Genomic DNA, 17,593 nt, shown 5'->3' with positions numbered 1-17,593 from the left:
TTATATACTCCCATTACTATCGATTTCATTCGACTAAAAATCATGGTAATAAAAAACAGTGTCATTCGCTAATAGCAAATGACACTGTTTTTGTACGCTTAAGGGAATTTAGGGAATTGATCAAACTCTGGTGAACGCTTTTCTTTGAAGGCATCTCGTCCTTCTTTACCTTCATCTGTAGTGTAATAAAGCATTGTGGCATCCCCAGCAAATTGCTGTAGTCCTGCCAATCCGTCGGTGTCAGCATTCATAGCCGCTTTTATGAAGCGCAATGCCGTTGGTGACTTCATTAACATTTCATCAGCCCATTCTATCGTTGCTACTTCAACTTCAGATAATGGTACAACGCGATTAATCCAATTCATCGCATAGGCTTCTTGTGCACTATAGAAGTGATTTAAAAACCAAACTTCCTTAGCACGCTTATGACCAATGACTCTTGCCAAGTAACCTGAGCCATAACCAGCATCAAAACTACCTACCTTAGGACCTGTTTGACCAAACTTTGCATTGTCAGCTGCAATTGTTAAATCTGCGACTAATTGCAAAACATTGCCACCACCAACTGACCAACCTTTAACCATTGCAATAATCGGTTTTGGAATAATACGCATTAAACGCTGTAAATCTAACACATTAAGACGCGGAATACCATCATCACCGACATAACCACCATTACCGCGAACTTTTTGGTTGCCACCAGAAGAGAAAGCTTCATCACCAGCACCAGTTAAAATAATAACACCGATTTTAGCATTGTCACGTGCTATCGAAAATGCCTCAATCATTTCATTTACCATTCCTGGTGTGAATGCATTATGTGTTTTTGGATCATTCATCGTAATTTTAGCTATTTTGCCAGGATTTGCGCCATCAGCATTCACTTCAAATAAAATCTCGTGATACTGTTTTACCGGTGTCCAAGTTGTTGTCATGCTATACTCTCTTTCAAAGGGGATTAATACTTATGAATATTATAGAACTTTTAGGTATAAACACAAAACAACTCACTCAAAATCAAGTCATCATGACCCTAAATGTCACAGAAAGCATTCAACAGCCATACGGTATTGTACATGGTGGCATTAATGCTTTATTGGCGGAAACTGCTGCTTCAGTTGGGGCAAATGAGAATCTACAAACATCCGGTAGCGTAGCAGTTGGTATTGATATTATGACGCACCACTTAAAACCAGTGACATCGGGTTGTCTGATCGCTACAGCAAAACCTATATCCATTGGTCGCACAATTCAAGTATGGCAAGTCAATATTACTAACACTAATGAACAACTGACCAGTGTTAGTACAGTAACATTAAAGAACCAAGTCCTACCTAAGTAGTGCTGATTTAATCATTAATATATGTGGTATACTATTACTTTGAGATTGTGAATATTTTAATAAGTAAAGGTTACCTCTATGTTTTATTTTTCTGATATTAGTGAGTATCATTGTAACGATCATTGATGCGGTTACATCGCTATTATGGTTTATCACATTACTTGGTCAAAAATCATGGCCAAAAAAATTCTGGTTCATTGCGCTATCTAGTCTTATTGCCGTTCACTTTTTGAGCCCATTAATACCCGAAGGCTACTACACAACAGTAAATAGTTCATGCTATTTTATTATTTTGTTCGGCTTAGCTTGCTATTTTATGCGACATTTGCCAAAACGCATTATCGCACTCTTTAGTTTATTAGCTCACCTGATTGTATATTGGCCAAAGAATCTGTATACGACATTATTCCCATCCCCATCTATTTTATTAACCAACATTCTAGCATTGACAACGCTATCTATTTTATCTTTATTTCTGGTACTTGCTTTTAGAAAATACCATCTCCGTTGGTATTCCACAGACTACTTGTCTAAACATCAAACATTTACCATGGTATTACTATGTACCACAATCGGTATCAGAGTACTGAATGATATGATCGGTTATTGGTTTATTAATCATGTATTTATAGGTGCGATTTGGCTAGATATTTTTATCTTAATGCTTATATGTAGCCTTATCTGTGTTCCGATTATCTGCAATCAATTTTGGCGTTTAAAACTAGATTTACGTAATCATGAAGTCACCATTAAAGAAATCAATAACTATGCACAAGCCTTAGAACAGACCAACATCACACATCACTATTTTCAACATGACTATAAAAACATTCTAGCCAGCCTAGAATGTGCGATTGTTGCTCGGAACTTCGATGATGTTGAAAATATTTACTATACTTTGATTCAACCGACTAAGTCCTTGCTAAAATGCGCAACAATACAAAATCTCCATTTCATTGATTCGGCTAGCTTAAAAGGACTATTAGTTTTAAAACATCATCAAGCCACACAAAAGCGAATTAATTTTACCATCGAAATCACAGAACATATCAATTTTAAGCGATTCAATAATATTTTGGATATATACCGTCCGCTTGCTATTCTTATGGATAATGCCATTGAGGCAGCAACAGCCAGCAAAGATAAAACAGTGCATGTCATTTTTATCGAATACGAGCAACATATTGCAATCCAAGTCAAAAATACTTACCTAACCGCGCCTGATTTAATGCGCATGCATCAATCAGGTTTCTCAACCAAGACAGATCATCAGGGATTTGGTTTAGCCATATTACAGCAATTCATAGAGAAATATCCATTTATGGAGTTATCTAGCGAACTACATGCTACACCCAAGACCTTCCAGCAAAATTTTACTATCCAAAAAAACTTATGAATATCTATTTACTTGAAGACAATTTACAACAACAAAAACGCATCCAATACCTCATTGAACATACTGAGTACGCAGCACCATTGACACTCAATCGTTTTGATAATCCCTCGGCTTTATTAAAGGCGCTAAAAAATGAAGCCAAGCCTACTATTGTTCTGTTAGATTTAGAGATTAAAGATATTGTTCATGCTGGTTTATCCACGGCTAAAGCGATTCGTCAATATGATAGTCAATCCCAGATCATTATTGTCACCACACACCAAGAATTAGCCATTGAAACGTATCGCTATCAAATCGGGGTCCTTGACTTTATTGATAAATCAGGACCTGAAAGCAACTTTAAGCAACAGCTGAACGAAGCCATCAGTGTTGCACTCAATCATCTTGAATTAATGTCACAACGTGAACCAGTTTGGTTACATTTAACACAACATCCACATCTCAAATTCGACCTCAACGACATCCTATACATTGCCAGCATCCCCAATTCACATAATATTGAAATACACACCACAACACGTATTTATCAATTGCGTGCTAATTTGAAAGACTGCTGCCAATTACACGATGATTTATTACGTGTCCACGCTGGCTATATCATTAATAAGTACCATGCTCACTATTACAATACACAAAATAAAACAATGTTGATGTCCAATCAAGATGAGGTACCAGTATCCAGACGTTATACAAAAATGGCTAAAAGTATTTAGTGTGATGCACCGTCACTTCGTATACTAAGACAGTACGAATTAAGGAGGCAACGCATGCACTATTTCGCTATTATTCTAGGACAGATAAAGCATATTTTTATGTTTTAAAAAAGCTTAACGTTATCGTTAAGCTTTTTTGATGCCATATTTTAAACAAAACCACCCGTAGCGTGATTTAGGTCAATAGGCTGCTTTTTTGTAACAATGAGCTGCTTGTTAACGAAAGTATCAATACCATAGTGGCTTAACTCTCGACCATATCCAGAATTCTTAACACCACCAAATGGTAATTCAGGTAAAGTGCCACCAAAACTATTCACGAAGACGCCGCCGGTTTCAATTCGGGCAGCAACTTCTGCACCATGTTCGGGATCGCCCGCAAAGAGCACGCCACTCAAGCCATAATGCGAATCATTTGCAAGTGCAACAGCTTCATCTTCATTCTTTACTTTGTAAATTTGACCAACTGGGCCAAAGAACTCTTGATAATAAGCAGGATTATCTTTGGTAATATTTGTCAAAATAACTGGCTCGAACATAGCCGCTGGCTGATTTTGTTCTAAGCTACCAAATGCAAGCGTTGCGCCAGCTTCAACAGCCGCACGCACTTGCTTTGTCAAATTTTCTTTGGCACGCTTAGTGCTTAATGGCGCTAATGTCGTTTTTCCAGACATTGGATCTCCCAATTTCACTTCACTAAACGCTTCCTTTAGCATCGCTACTAGTTTATCGTAATTTTTTCAGTAACAATAAAACGTTTTGATGATGTACATACTTGGCCAGCGTTGTACAACCGCGCACCAGCAATGATTTTCTTGATTTCTGATAAATCAGCATCATCTAGGATAATAAATGGATCACTACCACCAAGCTCTAGTGAACTCTGCTTCATATTTTTACCCGCTTCAGCAGCAATCAATTGACCCGCACGCTCTGAACCAGTTAACGCAACACCTTGTACACGATCATCTGCAATAATACGATTAACTTGATCGTAATCAACAAATAAATTCGTTAAACTACCGTCGGGTGCCCCCGCTTCTTTTACAACTTTTTCAAAGGCAACGGCAGAGCTTGGTGTATTACTAGCATGCTTCAACAGCATTGGGTTTCCTGCCATATAGTTTGGTGCAAATACACGCATAATTTGATAATAAGGGAAGTTCCAAGGTTCAACCATCAACAAAACACCTGTTGGTCGAGAAATTACCTGTGCCTCACCCATTTCTGATTGAATTGGTTCTGGCTTTAAAAAGTCAGCTGCATGATCAGCATAGTAACGCGCAATTGCTACACATAATGCAACCTCACCTTGTGCCTCAACGAAACGCTTTCCCATATCTACAGTTAATACTTTTGCCAATTCATCAGCACGTGCTTCAAAAATATCAGCAAGCTTATAGAGTAACCCTGCTCGACTTTCAACAGGATCATCACGCCAGCTTTTGTAGAGTTGATGTCCCTTTTCAATCGCCTCTTCAACATACGCATCGTCATGATTGTCGTAGGTTTTGATTATTTCATCTGTATAAGGATTAATTGTTTGATAAGCCATCTTGTTACTTCCTCTCTATGTGTAGCGATTTGTTTTGTAAGCGCTACCTAATTTATAATCTGCCCATAGTATAGTCCTCTTTGTTTTAGAAAAAACATCGTGAATTTTGCAACTTGTGAAATATAAGCATTGTTGGGATAATGTTTTTCACAATCTTATCACTTGATATATTTTACACAATAATAAAAAGCCACACTCATTGTGTAGCTTTTTATTATCGTAATATTTCATTTTCAGTAAATCCACCTGTGGTGAGCTGAATCGCATCATTTAATGCAATTTCCACCATATTTTTGATTGCTAGATTTGTATAAAATGCAATGTGTGGTGTGAGATAAAAATTGTCATACTGCATGAGACGTTGAATATTATCTGGTACATCTTCAGGCGCTTGAATACGATTCATAAAATCATTTTCATTTGGCGCAACGTCAAACGCTGCTGCACTAATATGCCCAGTTGCGAGTGCTTCTTCTAAAACAGCCATATCCACAATTTCGCCACGTGCCATATTTAAGAGCATTGTACCGGGCTTTAATTGCTTAAAGAAATGACTATCTGCCATGTTCCGAGTATCATCATTTAACGGCGTATGAAATGACACAACATCCGCTTGTGCTAATGCCTCATCCAAAGTAGTGTACGTTACAAACGGCTCATTTTGTGCATGATAAACTGGATCAACACCTAGAACCGTGGCACCTAGGGCATGAAGCATCTGAGCAAATGACGTACCAATGCGTCCAACACCGATAATAGCTACTGTTAGTTGATGAATTTCACGTGCTTGTCCACCCGCTGCCCAAGTCCAATCACCCTTTACCGTTGCACGGTCAAAAGCTTTCTGATGACGCATCATGTTGAACAATTGTGTTAATGTAAACTCTGCTATTGCACGAGGGGAGTAAGCAGCCACATTAGACAAGCGTATATGTGATGCAAAGGCACTTGGTAAATCTAAAACATCATAGCCAACTTGGCGCAAACTGACTTGCTTGATACCTAGTTCATACAATGTTTGGTAAACAATTGGTTTGATAGCAATCGTCTGTTGTGTCACAATCGCGTCAAATCCTTTAGCTAATTGAACTGTATTCTCTGATAATGGCTCCTCAATATTTACAATCTGATGACCAGTTTTTTCTGACCAAGCTTGCGCATAAGGTAACTCATCAGCAACCGTTGCATACATTAAAATTTTCATCATCTCACACTCCTATTGTTTATTTAACAATACCTAGGAAATACTTTTTCTTACCACGTCGAACTAAGACATACTGTCCTTCATAATGTGATTGTGGGTCAACTTCAAAAGCTACGTCCGTTACTTTTTCACCATTAATTGTAATTGCCCCATTTTGAACATCTTCACGTGCTTGACGCTTTGATTTTTCCACGCCACCATCAACTAAGAAATCTACAATATTCTTTGCATGGGATTCTGCTTCAAAACTTGGCACACCAGAAAATACGGATTGAATTTGTTTAACACTTAAATCACTGATATTACCACTAAATAGCGCTTGTGATAATTGCTCTGCTTCATCTACAGCAGCTTGTCCATGAACAAATTTTGTTACTTCTTGTGCCAAACGTCGTTGTGCTAGACGTTGTCCAGGATTATCTTTAACTTCTACCTCAAGCTCGTTAATTTCATCAACAGTCAAGAAAGTAAAGAACTTCAAATACTTAACCACATCACGATCATCTTGATTCAACCAGAATTGATAGAATGTGTAAGGTGATGTCTTTTCCGCATCTAACCAAATGGCATTGCCTTCTGACTTGCCAAACTTCGTCCCATCTGAATTCAACATTAATGGAATTGTAACACCGAATGCTGGTGCATCATTACCTTCAAGTGTATGAATCAAATCAATACCTGACGTAATATTGCCCCACTGATCTGATCCACCAATTTGCAGACGTACATTTTCACGGCGCCATAATTCATGAAAATCAATACCTTGTAGTATTTGATATGTGAATTCAGTAAATGAAATACCTGCATCTAGACGAGAAGCCACAACATCCTTTTTAATCATAACGTTAACAGAGAATAACTTACCATAATCACGTAAAAATTCTTGTAATGTTAATTGTCCCAGCCAGTCATTGTTATTAACGATAGAAAAATCATCATCATGTCCAAATAACTTCTGAAATTGCTTTTTTTGCGCTTCAACATTGTCATTAATTTGTTCAAGAGACAATAAAGTGCGTTCATTCTTTTTACCAGAAGGATCACCAATAGCTCCCGTACCGCCACCAGCAATGATCACAGCTTTATGTCCAGCTAATTGGAATCGCTTTAAAACCATCAAAGGAATTAAGTTACCAATATGAATCGAACTAGCTGTTGGATCAACACCAACATAAGCGCCAATCTGCCCATCCTGCATTGCCTTTCGTAATCCCGCTGCGTCTGTTACCTGTTTGAGTGAACCACGCCACTCCAAATCTTCCAAAAAATCCATCATTCTTCCTTCCTACGAAAAAATCGCCCAAATCGAATAACTACGATTAGGACGATTAATACCGTGGTACCACCTAAATTGCTGCGTCATACGGCACAGCCACTCTAAATTATTTAAAATTTTATATCAATACATGACTTGTGTAATTCATAACTGTTGCTAGTTTAGCTCTCATTCCCGCTAACTTTCTGGACAAACACAACAATTACTACTTTCAAGTTAATTTTTAGTTTACGGTAATTATCAAATTCCGTCAAGCACCTAGGATAATAAGTAATGATTCATTTTAGTTATTACTCAATATATTTTTTCACGTGAAACATATACAATCGCTTGATGTCGTGCGTGAAAATACCAATCTTAGCTTGAAAACGATATAATAGAATCAATAAATAATATAACAATTAACTATATGGATTGACTGAAAAGAGGTAGCTCATGAGTCATAAGAAAAGATTAACACGTTCGCGTTCAAATCGTATTCTCGGTGGTGTCCTTGGTGGTATTGCTGAATATTTCGGATGGAACGCAACAGCAACACGTTTGATATTCGTATTACTATCATTTTTCCCCTTCTTACCAGGTATCCTTGTCTATATTGTGGCTTGGGTAATTATCCCAGCTGAACCTTACCAAGACTTTCGTTCTGGTAACCGCAAAGATGTAACACCGGATGAACACGATAGGCCTTAATTCGATGCGCTCTGGTAAGTAGCCACAACACATCTGTTATAAATAAAAAAGCCAGATTAATATCTGGCTTTTTTATTCTTCAGAATGTGTTGATTGTTGATCATCTTGAGCACGTGATAATAATTCTGACGCTTGCTCTGATTGCGTCTCATCAACTGCCTTTGCCTGACTATCTGTTCCTTCTGTATCTAAGGTCTCAGGATCAACCTTAGCCAAGGTTGCCACTTTCGTTTCTTTTTCCAAACGAATCAGACGAACACCCAAAGTAGCTCGACCAGTTTGACTGACAGAATCAGCCGTAAAGCGAATCATCACACCTTGATTGGTTGTCAACATAATGTCTTCATCGCCATCAACAATGGTCATACCAACAAGTGAACCGTTTTTGGCTGTAATATTAGCTGTTTTAATACCTTTACCACCACGACCCTTAATAGGATACTCAGTAGCTGCAGTCTGCTTTCCATAACCATTTTCGGTAATAACAAGTACATTCGCTTTGGGATTTAAAATATCTGCACCAATGACGATATCATCATCGCGCAATCTAATACCACGAACACCTGCTGCAGATCTCCCCATAACACGAACATCTGACTCAGAAAAACTAACAGAATAACCATCATGCGTTGCGATGATAATGTTTTGTTCACCATTCGTAATCATCACATTAAGCACTTCGTCGTCATCATGTAAAGTCAACGCTTTTAGACCATTCGTTCTAATATTTGAAAAGTCTTTCACAGCTGTTCGCTTAACAACACCTAGTTGTGTCACGAAGAAGAGATAACTCTCACTTGCGGCCGTTTGATCACTGACGCTGATGAGGGTTTGAATCTTTTCGTCATTGTCAAAATTCAACAAGTTAACAACTGGAATGCCCTTAGCATGTCGGCCGTACTCAGGAATTTCATACCCCTTCATCCGATAAACTTTACCCTTATTAGTAAAGAATAACAAAGCATTGTGTGTTGAAGTTGATACCATTTGTTCAATGACGTCATCATCATGAACATTCATTCCTTGAACACCACGACCACCACGATTTTGTGCTTTGAATTCAGCGGTTGGTACACGTTTAATGTAGCCATTAGAAGTTAGGGTAACGATAACGTCTTCTTCTTCAATGAGATCTTCATCTTCGATGTTGGTAACGTCACCAACTTGTAATTCAGTCCGACGTTCATCCCCAAATTTTTGTTGAATATCTAATAATTCATTATAGATAATTTTATCAACACGTGCTGAGTGTGCCAAAATATCTTTCAAATCAGTAATTAATGCCTCTAATTTGCGATATTCATCTTCAATTTTATCGCGTTCCAGTCCTGTCAAACGAACAAGTCGCATGTCCAAAATTGCTTGAGCTTGTTTATCTGATAATGAATAACTCTCAATTAATCGACCTTTGGCTTCATCAGAGGTTTTACTTGAGCGAATAATGCTAATAATCGCATCAATATGATCTAACGCAATTCGCAAGCCTTCTAGAATATGCGCACGTGCTTGCGCTTTCTTCAAATCAAAAGCAGTTCTGCGTCGAATAACCTCACGCTGATGTTCCAGATAAGCAACCAGAATTTCTTTTAAATTCAACGTCTTTGGCTTACCATGATCGATAGCTAACATGTTAAAACTAAAGCTCGTTTGCAATAACGTTTGCTTATATAAATTATTTAAAATAACACTTGCCGACGCATCACGACGCACATCAATCGAGACACGTAAGCCTTCACGATCAGATTCATCACGAATACCCGTAATCCCTTCAATACGCTTATCGCGCACTAATTCAGATACACGCTCAATTAAACGCGCCTTGTTGACCATATATGGTAGTTCTGTCACGATAATTTGTTCGCGTCCAGATTTTGTCTGTTCAATATCAACTTTAGCACGAACAGTAACTGTTCCACGACCTGTTTCATAGGCACGACGAATACCAGACTTTCCCATAACAATAGCCCCAGTTGGAAAATCAGGTCCAGGTAATGCCGTCATCAATTCAGATGTTGTCACATCAGGATTGTCCATCAACATGTGTAATGCTGAAATGACTTCACCCAAATTATGTGTTGGAATACTTGTTGCCATTCCAACCGCAATTCCTGATGCACCATTAACTAGTAAGTTTGGGAAACGTGCTGGTAATACTTCTGGCTCTCGTTCTTCACCATCGTAGTTTGGTACAAAATTAACCGTATCTTTATTTAAATCACGAATCATTTCCATCGCAATTTTAGATAATCGTGCTTCAGTATAACGCATTGCAGCAGGAGAATCGCCATCAACAGAACCAAAGTTACCGTGACCATCAATCAACATATGGCGATAAGAAAAATCTTGGGCCATGCGTACCATTGATTCATAAATCGCTGAATCACCGTGCGGATGATATTTACCCATAACATCCCCGACAATACGTGCTGATTTTTTATGTGGCTTATCTGGTGTATTTCCTTGTTCAATCATAGAATACAAAATACGTCGGTGGACCGGCTTCATACCATCACGTACGTCTGGTAAAGCACGTGCCACAATAACGGACATTGCATATGACAGAAAGGATGTTTTCATTTGTTCTGACAAATTGGCATTTTTAATGCGCATGTCATTTCGTTCTGACATAATTTTTACTCCTCATAAATGGTCAACGAACCATTTCACTGAATCGTTTGAATAAGTTGAATCATTAAATATCCAAGTTCTCTACAAAAACAGCATTTTCTTCAATAAATTCACGTCGTGGCGCAACTTCGTTACCCATTAACATATCAATCACACTGTCAGCTGCTTCAGCATCGGTTGGATCAACGCGTAGCAAGCGCCGATTTTGTGGATCCATTGTCGTATCAGCTAGCTGATCGTAATCCATTTCTCCAAGTCCCTTATAACGCTGTACTTTAGGTTTGATGTGTGATGGTAACTGAGTAAGAAACTCATCCAGTTCTTCATCAGAATCAATATAGTGCATTTCTTTATTGTTACCTAAGGAGACACCATACAAAGGCGGCTGGGCAATATAAATATACCCCGCATCCACCAATGGTCTCATATATCGGTAAAATAGCGTCAACAATAACGTTCTAATATGGGCACCATCAACATCCGCATCAGTCATGATGATGACTTTATGATAATGTGCCTTTTCAACGTCAAAGTCCTTGCCAAAACCAGTTCCCATGGCTGTAAACAATGAACGAATTTCTTCGTTAGCTAACACTTTATCCAGTGTTGCTTTACCAACGTTTAAAATCTTACCACGAATTGGCAAAATAGCCTGTGTGACCCGATTTCTACCTTGTTTAGCAGAACCACCGGCAGAGTCACCCTCGACGATAAATAGTTCTGACAAACTTGGATCATTAGAGATGTTATCTGCTAATTTCCCTGGTAAATTACCAATTTCAAGTCCTGATTGTTTACGCGTCATTTCTCGTGCCCGCTTAGCAGCTAAACGTGCGCGTTGCGCTAAAATACCTTTTTCAACAATTTGACGAGCAACAGCAGGATTTTCCATCATGAAACGACTGAATGTTTCACTAAACATGCGATCTGTTGCTTGTCTGGCATCAGAATTGCCTAATTTAGTCTTCGTTTGTCCTTCAAACTGTGGATCTGGATGTTTGATTGAGACAATGGCCGTCATCCCCTCACGCACATCTTCTCCACTTAATGATTCCGCACTTTCCTTCAATTGCCCATTCTTACGCGCATAATCATTAATTACTCGCGTCAAGGCTGTCTTGAATCCAGTTTCATGTGTCCCACCTTCGTAGGTATTAATATTATTTGTAAAAGTACGTAAATTATCACGAACTTCTGTTGTATATTGCAAAGCAACTTCAACAACAATCCCTTTTCTTCACCTTCCACATAGACAGGTTCTGGGAAAATAACGCTTTTATCTTTATTGAGGTACTCAACGTATTCTTTAATACCACCTTCAAAGTGGAACGATTCCTTAACGGCATCTGTTGGCCGCTTATCTTGAACCGAAATACGTAATCCCTTATTTAAGAAGGCCAATTCACGCACACGTGTCAATAAAGTATTGTAGTTGTAGGTAATGGTTTCACGGAAAATATCTGTATCTGGTTTAAAGTGAACAATTGTGCCACGTTCAATAGTAGGTGCTTCATCCAAAATAGTCATTGGCGTGTTAACCCGACCAGTTTTGAAGTCCATGTAATAAACTTTACCCTCACGGACCACTTTAACATCTAATTCAGTTGACAGAGCGTTAACTACGGATGCACCAACACCATGTAGTCCACCAGAAACCTTATATCCGCCACCGCCAAATTTTCCGCCGGCGTGCAAAATAGTAAAGACTGTTTCTAACGCTGGTTTGCCAGTTTTGGTTTGAATATCTACCGGAATCCCTCGACCATCATCTGTTACAGTAATTGAATTATCTGCTTCAATTGTTACAGTAATGTGCTGTGCAAATCCAGCTAAAGCTTCATCAATACCATTATCAACAATTTCCCAAACTAAATGATGTAGTCCTTGAGAAGTCGTTGTCCCGATATACATTCCAGGTCGCTTACGCACCGCTTCCAAGCCCTCTAGTACTTGGATTTGATCAGCATTATATTCAGCTGCTTGCGCTTTCACTGTACTAGCATGCTGTATTTCTTCATCATCTGTGATGATTTCGCTATTTTCAAATTCGTTCAATTGATCTTCTGACATATATTTTTCTCCAGAGAATTGATCTACATTGGTAATCATTATGTATGCTATTCAACAGTTATTTGACCTTGTTTCACGTGAAACACTTTTGGGGCATGAATTAACTGTTTTGCCACATCGCTAAGACTTGGCGCTGTAATAAAGGTCTGTACTTTATCTTGGATGGCCAACAATAGATGCGTTTGACGGCTTGCGTCCAACTCACTCAACACATCATCCAATAGCAAAACAGGGTATTCCCCTGTTTCTTGTTGCATCAGATGAATCTCTGCTAATTTAACAGATAAGGCTGCTGTTCGTTGTTGTCCTTGGGAACCAAATGTCGCAACATCTTTACCATTAACCCAAAATTGGACATCATCTCGATGCGGGCCAAGTGCTGTTGACCCCTGACTTTTCTCACGTTGATACTGTTGCCTTAAACTTTCTAAAAATTGGCTTTTTATCTGATCAATATTAGTATTTTCAGATAAATCAACAGAACTTTGATACTTTAAAGTTAATTTTTCTTGTTGATTTGAAATTTCGGTATGAATAGGTTGTGCTGCTAGTTCTAAATTCTTCAAAAATGCCTGACGCGCCAAAATAACTTGTGAGCCTGTATCAACCAATTGCTCAGTTAAGACATCTAAAAACACCGTATCTTTTGTTTGACCTAATTGCAACCGTTTTAGATAAGCATTACGATTTTTTAAAATTTTCTTATATTGCGCAGAATGATACAAATACAGCGGATTCATTTGCCCAAATTCCATATCAATGAAGCGCCGACGAATTGTAGGCGCACCCTTAACTAATTCTAAATCTTCTGGCGCAAACAAAATGACATTGAGTTGTCCAACATACTGAGAAAGTTTTGATTGTTCTAGATGATTAACACGTGCCTTTTTTCCCTTATTAGAAAAGTTCAAAGATAACGGTAAATCGCCCGTTCGCCGATGAACACGGCCTGAAATAGTGGTTTCTTTTTGCTGCCACTGTATTAAATCTTTATCGTTACTCGTTCTATGTGAACGTGCTAACGCAAGCACATAGATACTCTCTAACAGATTAGTTTTACCTTGTGCGTTTTCACCCAAAAAACATTGACCCCAGAACTAAAAGTTAGGGATAAATCATGATAATTACGATAATTTTGAAGACTCAGCGATGTGAGTTCCATGAACTTGGACCTTTTGATCGCCGTATTTTCTCAAATCGTGCTTCTTTTCTTGCTTTTGCCGCCGCTGCTTTTTGAGACTTAATGCGATCATCTCGAATTGTTCGCTTAGCCGCTAAAGCACGTGCTGCCTTTTTTCTTGCATGATGGGTATTAATTCAGCTGCATTGTCTGCTTGTTTAATCGTATATTCCTGATGATTAATACTAACAAGGTCACCTGCATAAAGTTTCTTACCGCGTCGATTCTCAGGTTCACCATTTAAAAACACTTTGTTATCATCGTCACCCAAAAAATACTTGGCTTGTCCACCACTTGAGATAATGTTCTCTTCTTTCAACAATTGTGTCAAAGTGATGTATTCAGTTGTAATATGTACATCGCTCACTAATTTATTGCGCACCTTTTCATCATAGTTATATAAGTATTATACCGTTTTTTAAACTTAAAAACAAAAAATACGGTCTAAAATCTAATTTAAGCAATTTTAGACCGTACTGGCTTACTTAGGTTCAAATAAGTCCTAACGCGTTATTTGGCTTTTAAATAAAAATAAGCAAAATGCAGTGAATTAAAATGTACGCACTGGTGTAATAAGTTGTAACTGTTTATTATCTGTTTCTCCAGCTGGCGTAATTGTAAATGGTCGTAAATTACTCGTGAATTGTAATTCAACTTCCTTATCGTGAAATACGCGTAATGCATCTCGTACATAATCTGGATTAAATGAAATTTCTAAATCATCCCCTTCAACTTTCTTAGCATCTAGGGCTTCTTTGACTTGTCCAATTTCTTGAGACATACCTGATAGAACAGCAGTATTATCTTTCATTGTTAATTGCACAACATTATTACGACTCTCATGACTCAACAAAGCAGCACGATCAATAGCACCCAATAATGTCATCGCATTAATCATAAGTTCAGTTGTACTTTCAGTTGGAATCAAACGATCTGTTTCTGGATAGTTCCCTTCCAGTAGTCGTGAATAGAATGTCGTGTTCCCTAAATCAAATACAGCTTGATTAGCTGTTAATTTAATGACAACACGGTCCTGTCCTTCCAACATTGCACCCAATTCTTTAAATGATTTTGCTGGTACAATCACATCCGCATTCACTTGTGCATCTGCGCCTGTTAACGTCACAATTCGCTGTGACAAACGATGAGAATCTGTTGTTACTGATTTAACACTATCACCTGTCAGTTGAAAATGAACACCTGTAAGAATTGGCCGACTTTCTTGGGTAGAAGCTGAAATAATTGTTTGCGAAATAATGTCTGTCAATTGAGCTGCAGAAACACTTAAACTCTCTGCGTCTTCAACTTCAGGTAATTGTGGATAGTTTTGGATATCTTGACCATTAATAGTAAAAGATGAAGCACCTGATGTAATGGCAGCGCGTAAGCCTTCTAATTTCAATTCAAAAGTATCTGCTGGTAAACGTTTAATGATGTTACTAAAGAAAGTAGCCGGTAATGTAATACCTCCCGTTTCTTTAATGATTAATTCTGCTGTTGTATCCGAATCAAGAATACGTGTTTGAATTGAAATATCTGCATTGGATCCAGTTAAAGTGAGTTGAGTATCAGATACTTCGATTTTGATATTAGTCAAAATTGGAATTGTTGTCCGTGATGAAATTGCACGAGATACAGCATTTAATGATTTTATAAAATTTTGACGATTGATTGAAAAATGCATGATGGCTCCTTCAAATAGCAGTGCATAGTTATTAAATAATTAGATTAAATAATCTAGTAGTAATAATAAGGGCTGTGAATCTTGTGGGAAAGTACAATGTGAATAACAAACATATAACTTTGACTTGTTCACAAGGCTGTGGAAAAGCAAGCACATGTTTACTGAGTTATAAACAATACGTTTTACTCTCTATTATTATACGCTTTAGTTATTTACCATTCTTAATTTCATCAGTCAAAGCATCCAACATTTCTTTCATCCGTGGATCTGCTTCAGATTTTTCGGTTATTTTATTTGTTGCATGTAATACTGAAGAATGGTCACGGCCACCAAATGAGCGACCAATATCTGGTAATGATTCGTTAGTCAGTGTACGCGTTAAATACATTGCAATATGACGCGCATTAACAAGATCTTTTTTGCGACTACTACTTTTTAAATCATCAATTGTTTGCATATAATAGTCCGCTACAATTTGTTGAATACGTTCCACAGTAATATCAAAACCTTGATTAATATTTAAATCACCTAGTATTTGTTGGGCGGTTTCTTTTGTTGCGGGTTTATTCATAAAGCGTAATGTTGCTTCAAATTTGTGAAAGGCCCCTTCTAGCGAACGTACGTTATTATCAACTTTTTCGGCAATTAATTCCAAAACATCGCGAGGAATATTGAGACCATCAGTTTCTGCTTTATTTTGTAGAATAGCAACACGTGTTGGAAGATCAGGTTTTAAAATATCCATTGAGATACCAGCTTCAAACCGGGTCGTTAAACGCTGTTGTAAATCAGGAATATTTTTTGGTAATTGATCGGACGTCATCACGATTTGACGCCCTGTTTTAGTTAAGGCATTAAATGTATTGAAGAATTCTTCTTGAATTTTGTCTTTACCAGACAAAAATTGAATATCATCAATGAGTAGTAAATCAACAGTGCGGTAGTCACGCTTGAATGTCGCAGTTGCACCTTCACCTGCTCTAAGTGAGTCGGTAAAATCGTTAGTAAAATCTTCGGTAGTGGCGTATTTAATACGTGCTTGGGGATGCGTTTTGGCATATTCGTTGCCGATGGCTTGCATTAAATGAGTCTTACCTAAGCCGACACCACCAAAGATTAAATAAGGATTCCAATTTGTTCCTGGTTCTTCAGCAACAGCACGAGCAATCGCTGTTGCCTGTTCATTACCAGAACCAACAACCCAAGATTCAAAGGTAAAATGTTCATTTAAATCAGATTCTCGTCGGAATGCTGGGTTATCTGGGATTTCTTGTTTTATAGCTTGAGGCTGTGCAATTTTAATTTCTGGTTTAATAAAAGAACCTTCAGTAATTTCAACAGCATATTGGACAAAATTCATGGCAAAAGCTTTATTCCAATTTTCAATGATGTCGGCGCTATCTTCTTCTGGTACCTCAAATACGAAACTAGAATCATCTAATTTAATGGGGTGCAGTGGCTCGATAAACGATTCAAATGAAACTGGGCCAAGTTCTTGATAAAATTTGGCTTTGACTTGAGACCATAATTCTTCTTTTGTAATTGGTTTCGTCACGAAAAATCTCCTTCAAAGCGTGTGAGCAAACACAAAAAAGTGCTTGCAAGCGTGATTCACGGTGTTTTTTTGAAAAACGCTCATGGATGACACGCTAAACTATCCAAACTGAACAGTTAAGCAAAACTTATTATAACAAGGATGAAAACAGTTTTCCACAGGTAAACGACAATAATTGAGAATATCCCCAGTTGTGGGAAACGAAAATCAACAGATGTGCATACTAAGACGAACAAATGTGTGGGTTATCCACAAGCTAACAAGGTTTTCCACTCCTTCTTGTTTGAAAGGACACCTTAT

General features: G+C 37.9%; 10 protein-coding genes and 4 pseudogenes. 4 read left to right on the top strand and 10 right to left on the bottom strand.

All coding sequences use genetic code 11. The features are described from left to right. Positions 1 to 98: 98 nt before the first annotated feature. A complete protein-coding gene (menB, locus tag LEUFL_RS0100955; RefSeq protein ID WP_010006879.1) occupies positions 99 to 935 on the bottom strand; it encodes a 1,4-dihydroxy-2-naphthoyl-CoA synthase in 837 nt (278 codons plus the stop codon). Between the two features lie 32 nt (positions 936 to 967). Between menB and LEUFL_RS0100950 the strand changes: the two genes are divergently transcribed. The 3 genes from LEUFL_RS0100950 (at position 968) to LEUFL_RS0100940 (ending at position 3,451) form a co-directional block, all read left to right on the top strand. Continuing rightward, positions 968 to 1,342 carry a PaaI family thioesterase gene (locus LEUFL_RS0100950; protein WP_010006877.1) on the top strand — a complete coding sequence of 125 codons (375 nt, stop codon included), beginning with the start codon at positions 968 to 970 and terminating at the stop codon, positions 1,340 to 1,342. Between the two features lie 100 nt (positions 1,343 to 1,442). Continuing rightward, positions 1,443 to 2,738, top strand: a complete 1,296-nt coding sequence (locus LEUFL_RS12555) for a GHKL domain-containing protein (protein ID WP_081458691.1) — start codon at positions 1,443 to 1,445, stop codon at positions 2,736 to 2,738. After that, a complete protein-coding gene (locus tag LEUFL_RS0100940; protein ID WP_010006874.1) occupies positions 2,735 to 3,451 on the top strand; it encodes a LytR/AlgR family response regulator transcription factor in 717 nt (238 codons plus the stop codon). Before LEUFL_RS12555 ends, LEUFL_RS0100940 begins: the two co-directional genes overlap by 4 nt. 149 nt (positions 3,452 to 3,600) lie before the next feature. On the opposite strand, the pseudogene LEUFL_RS10800 reads toward LEUFL_RS0100940, so the two are convergent. The 3 genes and pseudogenes from LEUFL_RS10800 to tyrS all read right to left on the bottom strand — a co-directional run bounded on the left by LEUFL_RS10800 (position 3,601) and on the right by tyrS (position 7,483). Beyond that, positions 3,601 to 5,006, bottom strand: a pseudogene (locus LEUFL_RS10800) (NAD-dependent succinate-semialdehyde dehydrogenase). Between the two features lie 214 nt (positions 5,007 to 5,220). Then, complete coding sequence (locus tag LEUFL_RS0100930; protein WP_010006873.1) at positions 5,221 to 6,210, bottom strand: D-2-hydroxyacid dehydrogenase; 990 nt, start codon at positions 6,208 to 6,210, stop codon at positions 5,221 to 5,223. 19 nt (positions 6,211 to 6,229) lie between these two features. Further along, positions 6,230 to 7,483 (bottom strand): tyrosine--tRNA ligase, encoded by a 1,254-nt coding sequence (gene tyrS, locus LEUFL_RS0100925; RefSeq protein ID WP_010006871.1) that lies wholly within the window; start codon positions 7,481 to 7,483, stop codon positions 6,230 to 6,232. A gap of 438 nt (positions 7,484 to 7,921) precedes the next feature. Here tyrS and LEUFL_RS0100920 point away from each other — a divergent pair, with 438 nt between their 5' ends. Beyond that, positions 7,922 to 8,176: a PspC domain-containing protein gene (locus LEUFL_RS0100920; RefSeq protein ID WP_010006869.1), complete on the top strand. Its 255-nt coding sequence runs from the start codon at positions 7,922 to 7,924 to the stop codon at positions 8,174 to 8,176. Between the two features lie 72 nt (positions 8,177 to 8,248). Here LEUFL_RS0100920 and gyrA read toward each other — a convergent pair whose 3' ends face one another. From gyrA to dnaA, 6 genes and pseudogenes are all read right to left on the bottom strand, one after another. Then, the gene (gene gyrA / locus LEUFL_RS0100915) at positions 8,249 to 10,804 is read right to left on the bottom strand and encodes a DNA gyrase subunit A (RefSeq protein ID WP_010006868.1); all 2,556 of its coding nucleotides are present in this window, start codon (positions 10,802 to 10,804) and stop codon (positions 8,249 to 8,251) included. A 64-nt stretch (positions 10,805 to 10,868) separates the two neighbouring features. Further along, a pseudogene (gyrB, locus tag LEUFL_RS10795) lies at positions 10,869 to 12,874 on the bottom strand (DNA topoisomerase (ATP-hydrolyzing) subunit B). 47 nt (positions 12,875 to 12,921) lie between these two features. Further along, a pseudogene (recF, locus tag LEUFL_RS0100905) lies at positions 12,922 to 14,036 on the bottom strand (DNA replication/repair protein RecF). Further along, positions 14,018 to 14,436, bottom strand: a pseudogene (gene yaaA / locus LEUFL_RS10790) (S4 domain-containing protein YaaA). Before yaaA ends, recF begins: the two co-directional pseudogenes overlap by 19 nt. Before the next feature lie 168 nt (positions 14,437 to 14,604). Beyond that, positions 14,605 to 15,738 (bottom strand): DNA polymerase III subunit beta, encoded by a 1,134-nt coding sequence (dnaN, locus tag LEUFL_RS0100895; protein ID WP_010006863.1) that lies wholly within the window; start codon positions 15,736 to 15,738, stop codon positions 14,605 to 14,607. Between the two features lie 208 nt (positions 15,739 to 15,946). Further along, positions 15,947 to 17,293: a chromosomal replication initiator protein DnaA gene (gene dnaA / locus LEUFL_RS0100890; protein WP_010006861.1), complete on the bottom strand. Its 1,347-nt coding sequence runs from the start codon at positions 17,291 to 17,293 to the stop codon at positions 15,947 to 15,949. Between the last annotated feature and the right edge of the window lie 300 nt (positions 17,294 to 17,593).

Origin of the sequence: Leuconostoc fallax KCTC 3537, assembly GCF_000165675.1 — a bacterium.
GTDB lineage: Bacteria > Bacillota > Bacilli > Lactobacillales > Lactobacillaceae > Leuconostoc_B > Leuconostoc_B fallax.
Note: the sequence above shows the minus strand (reverse complement) of the source record. Positions and strands in the feature narration are given on the sequence as shown.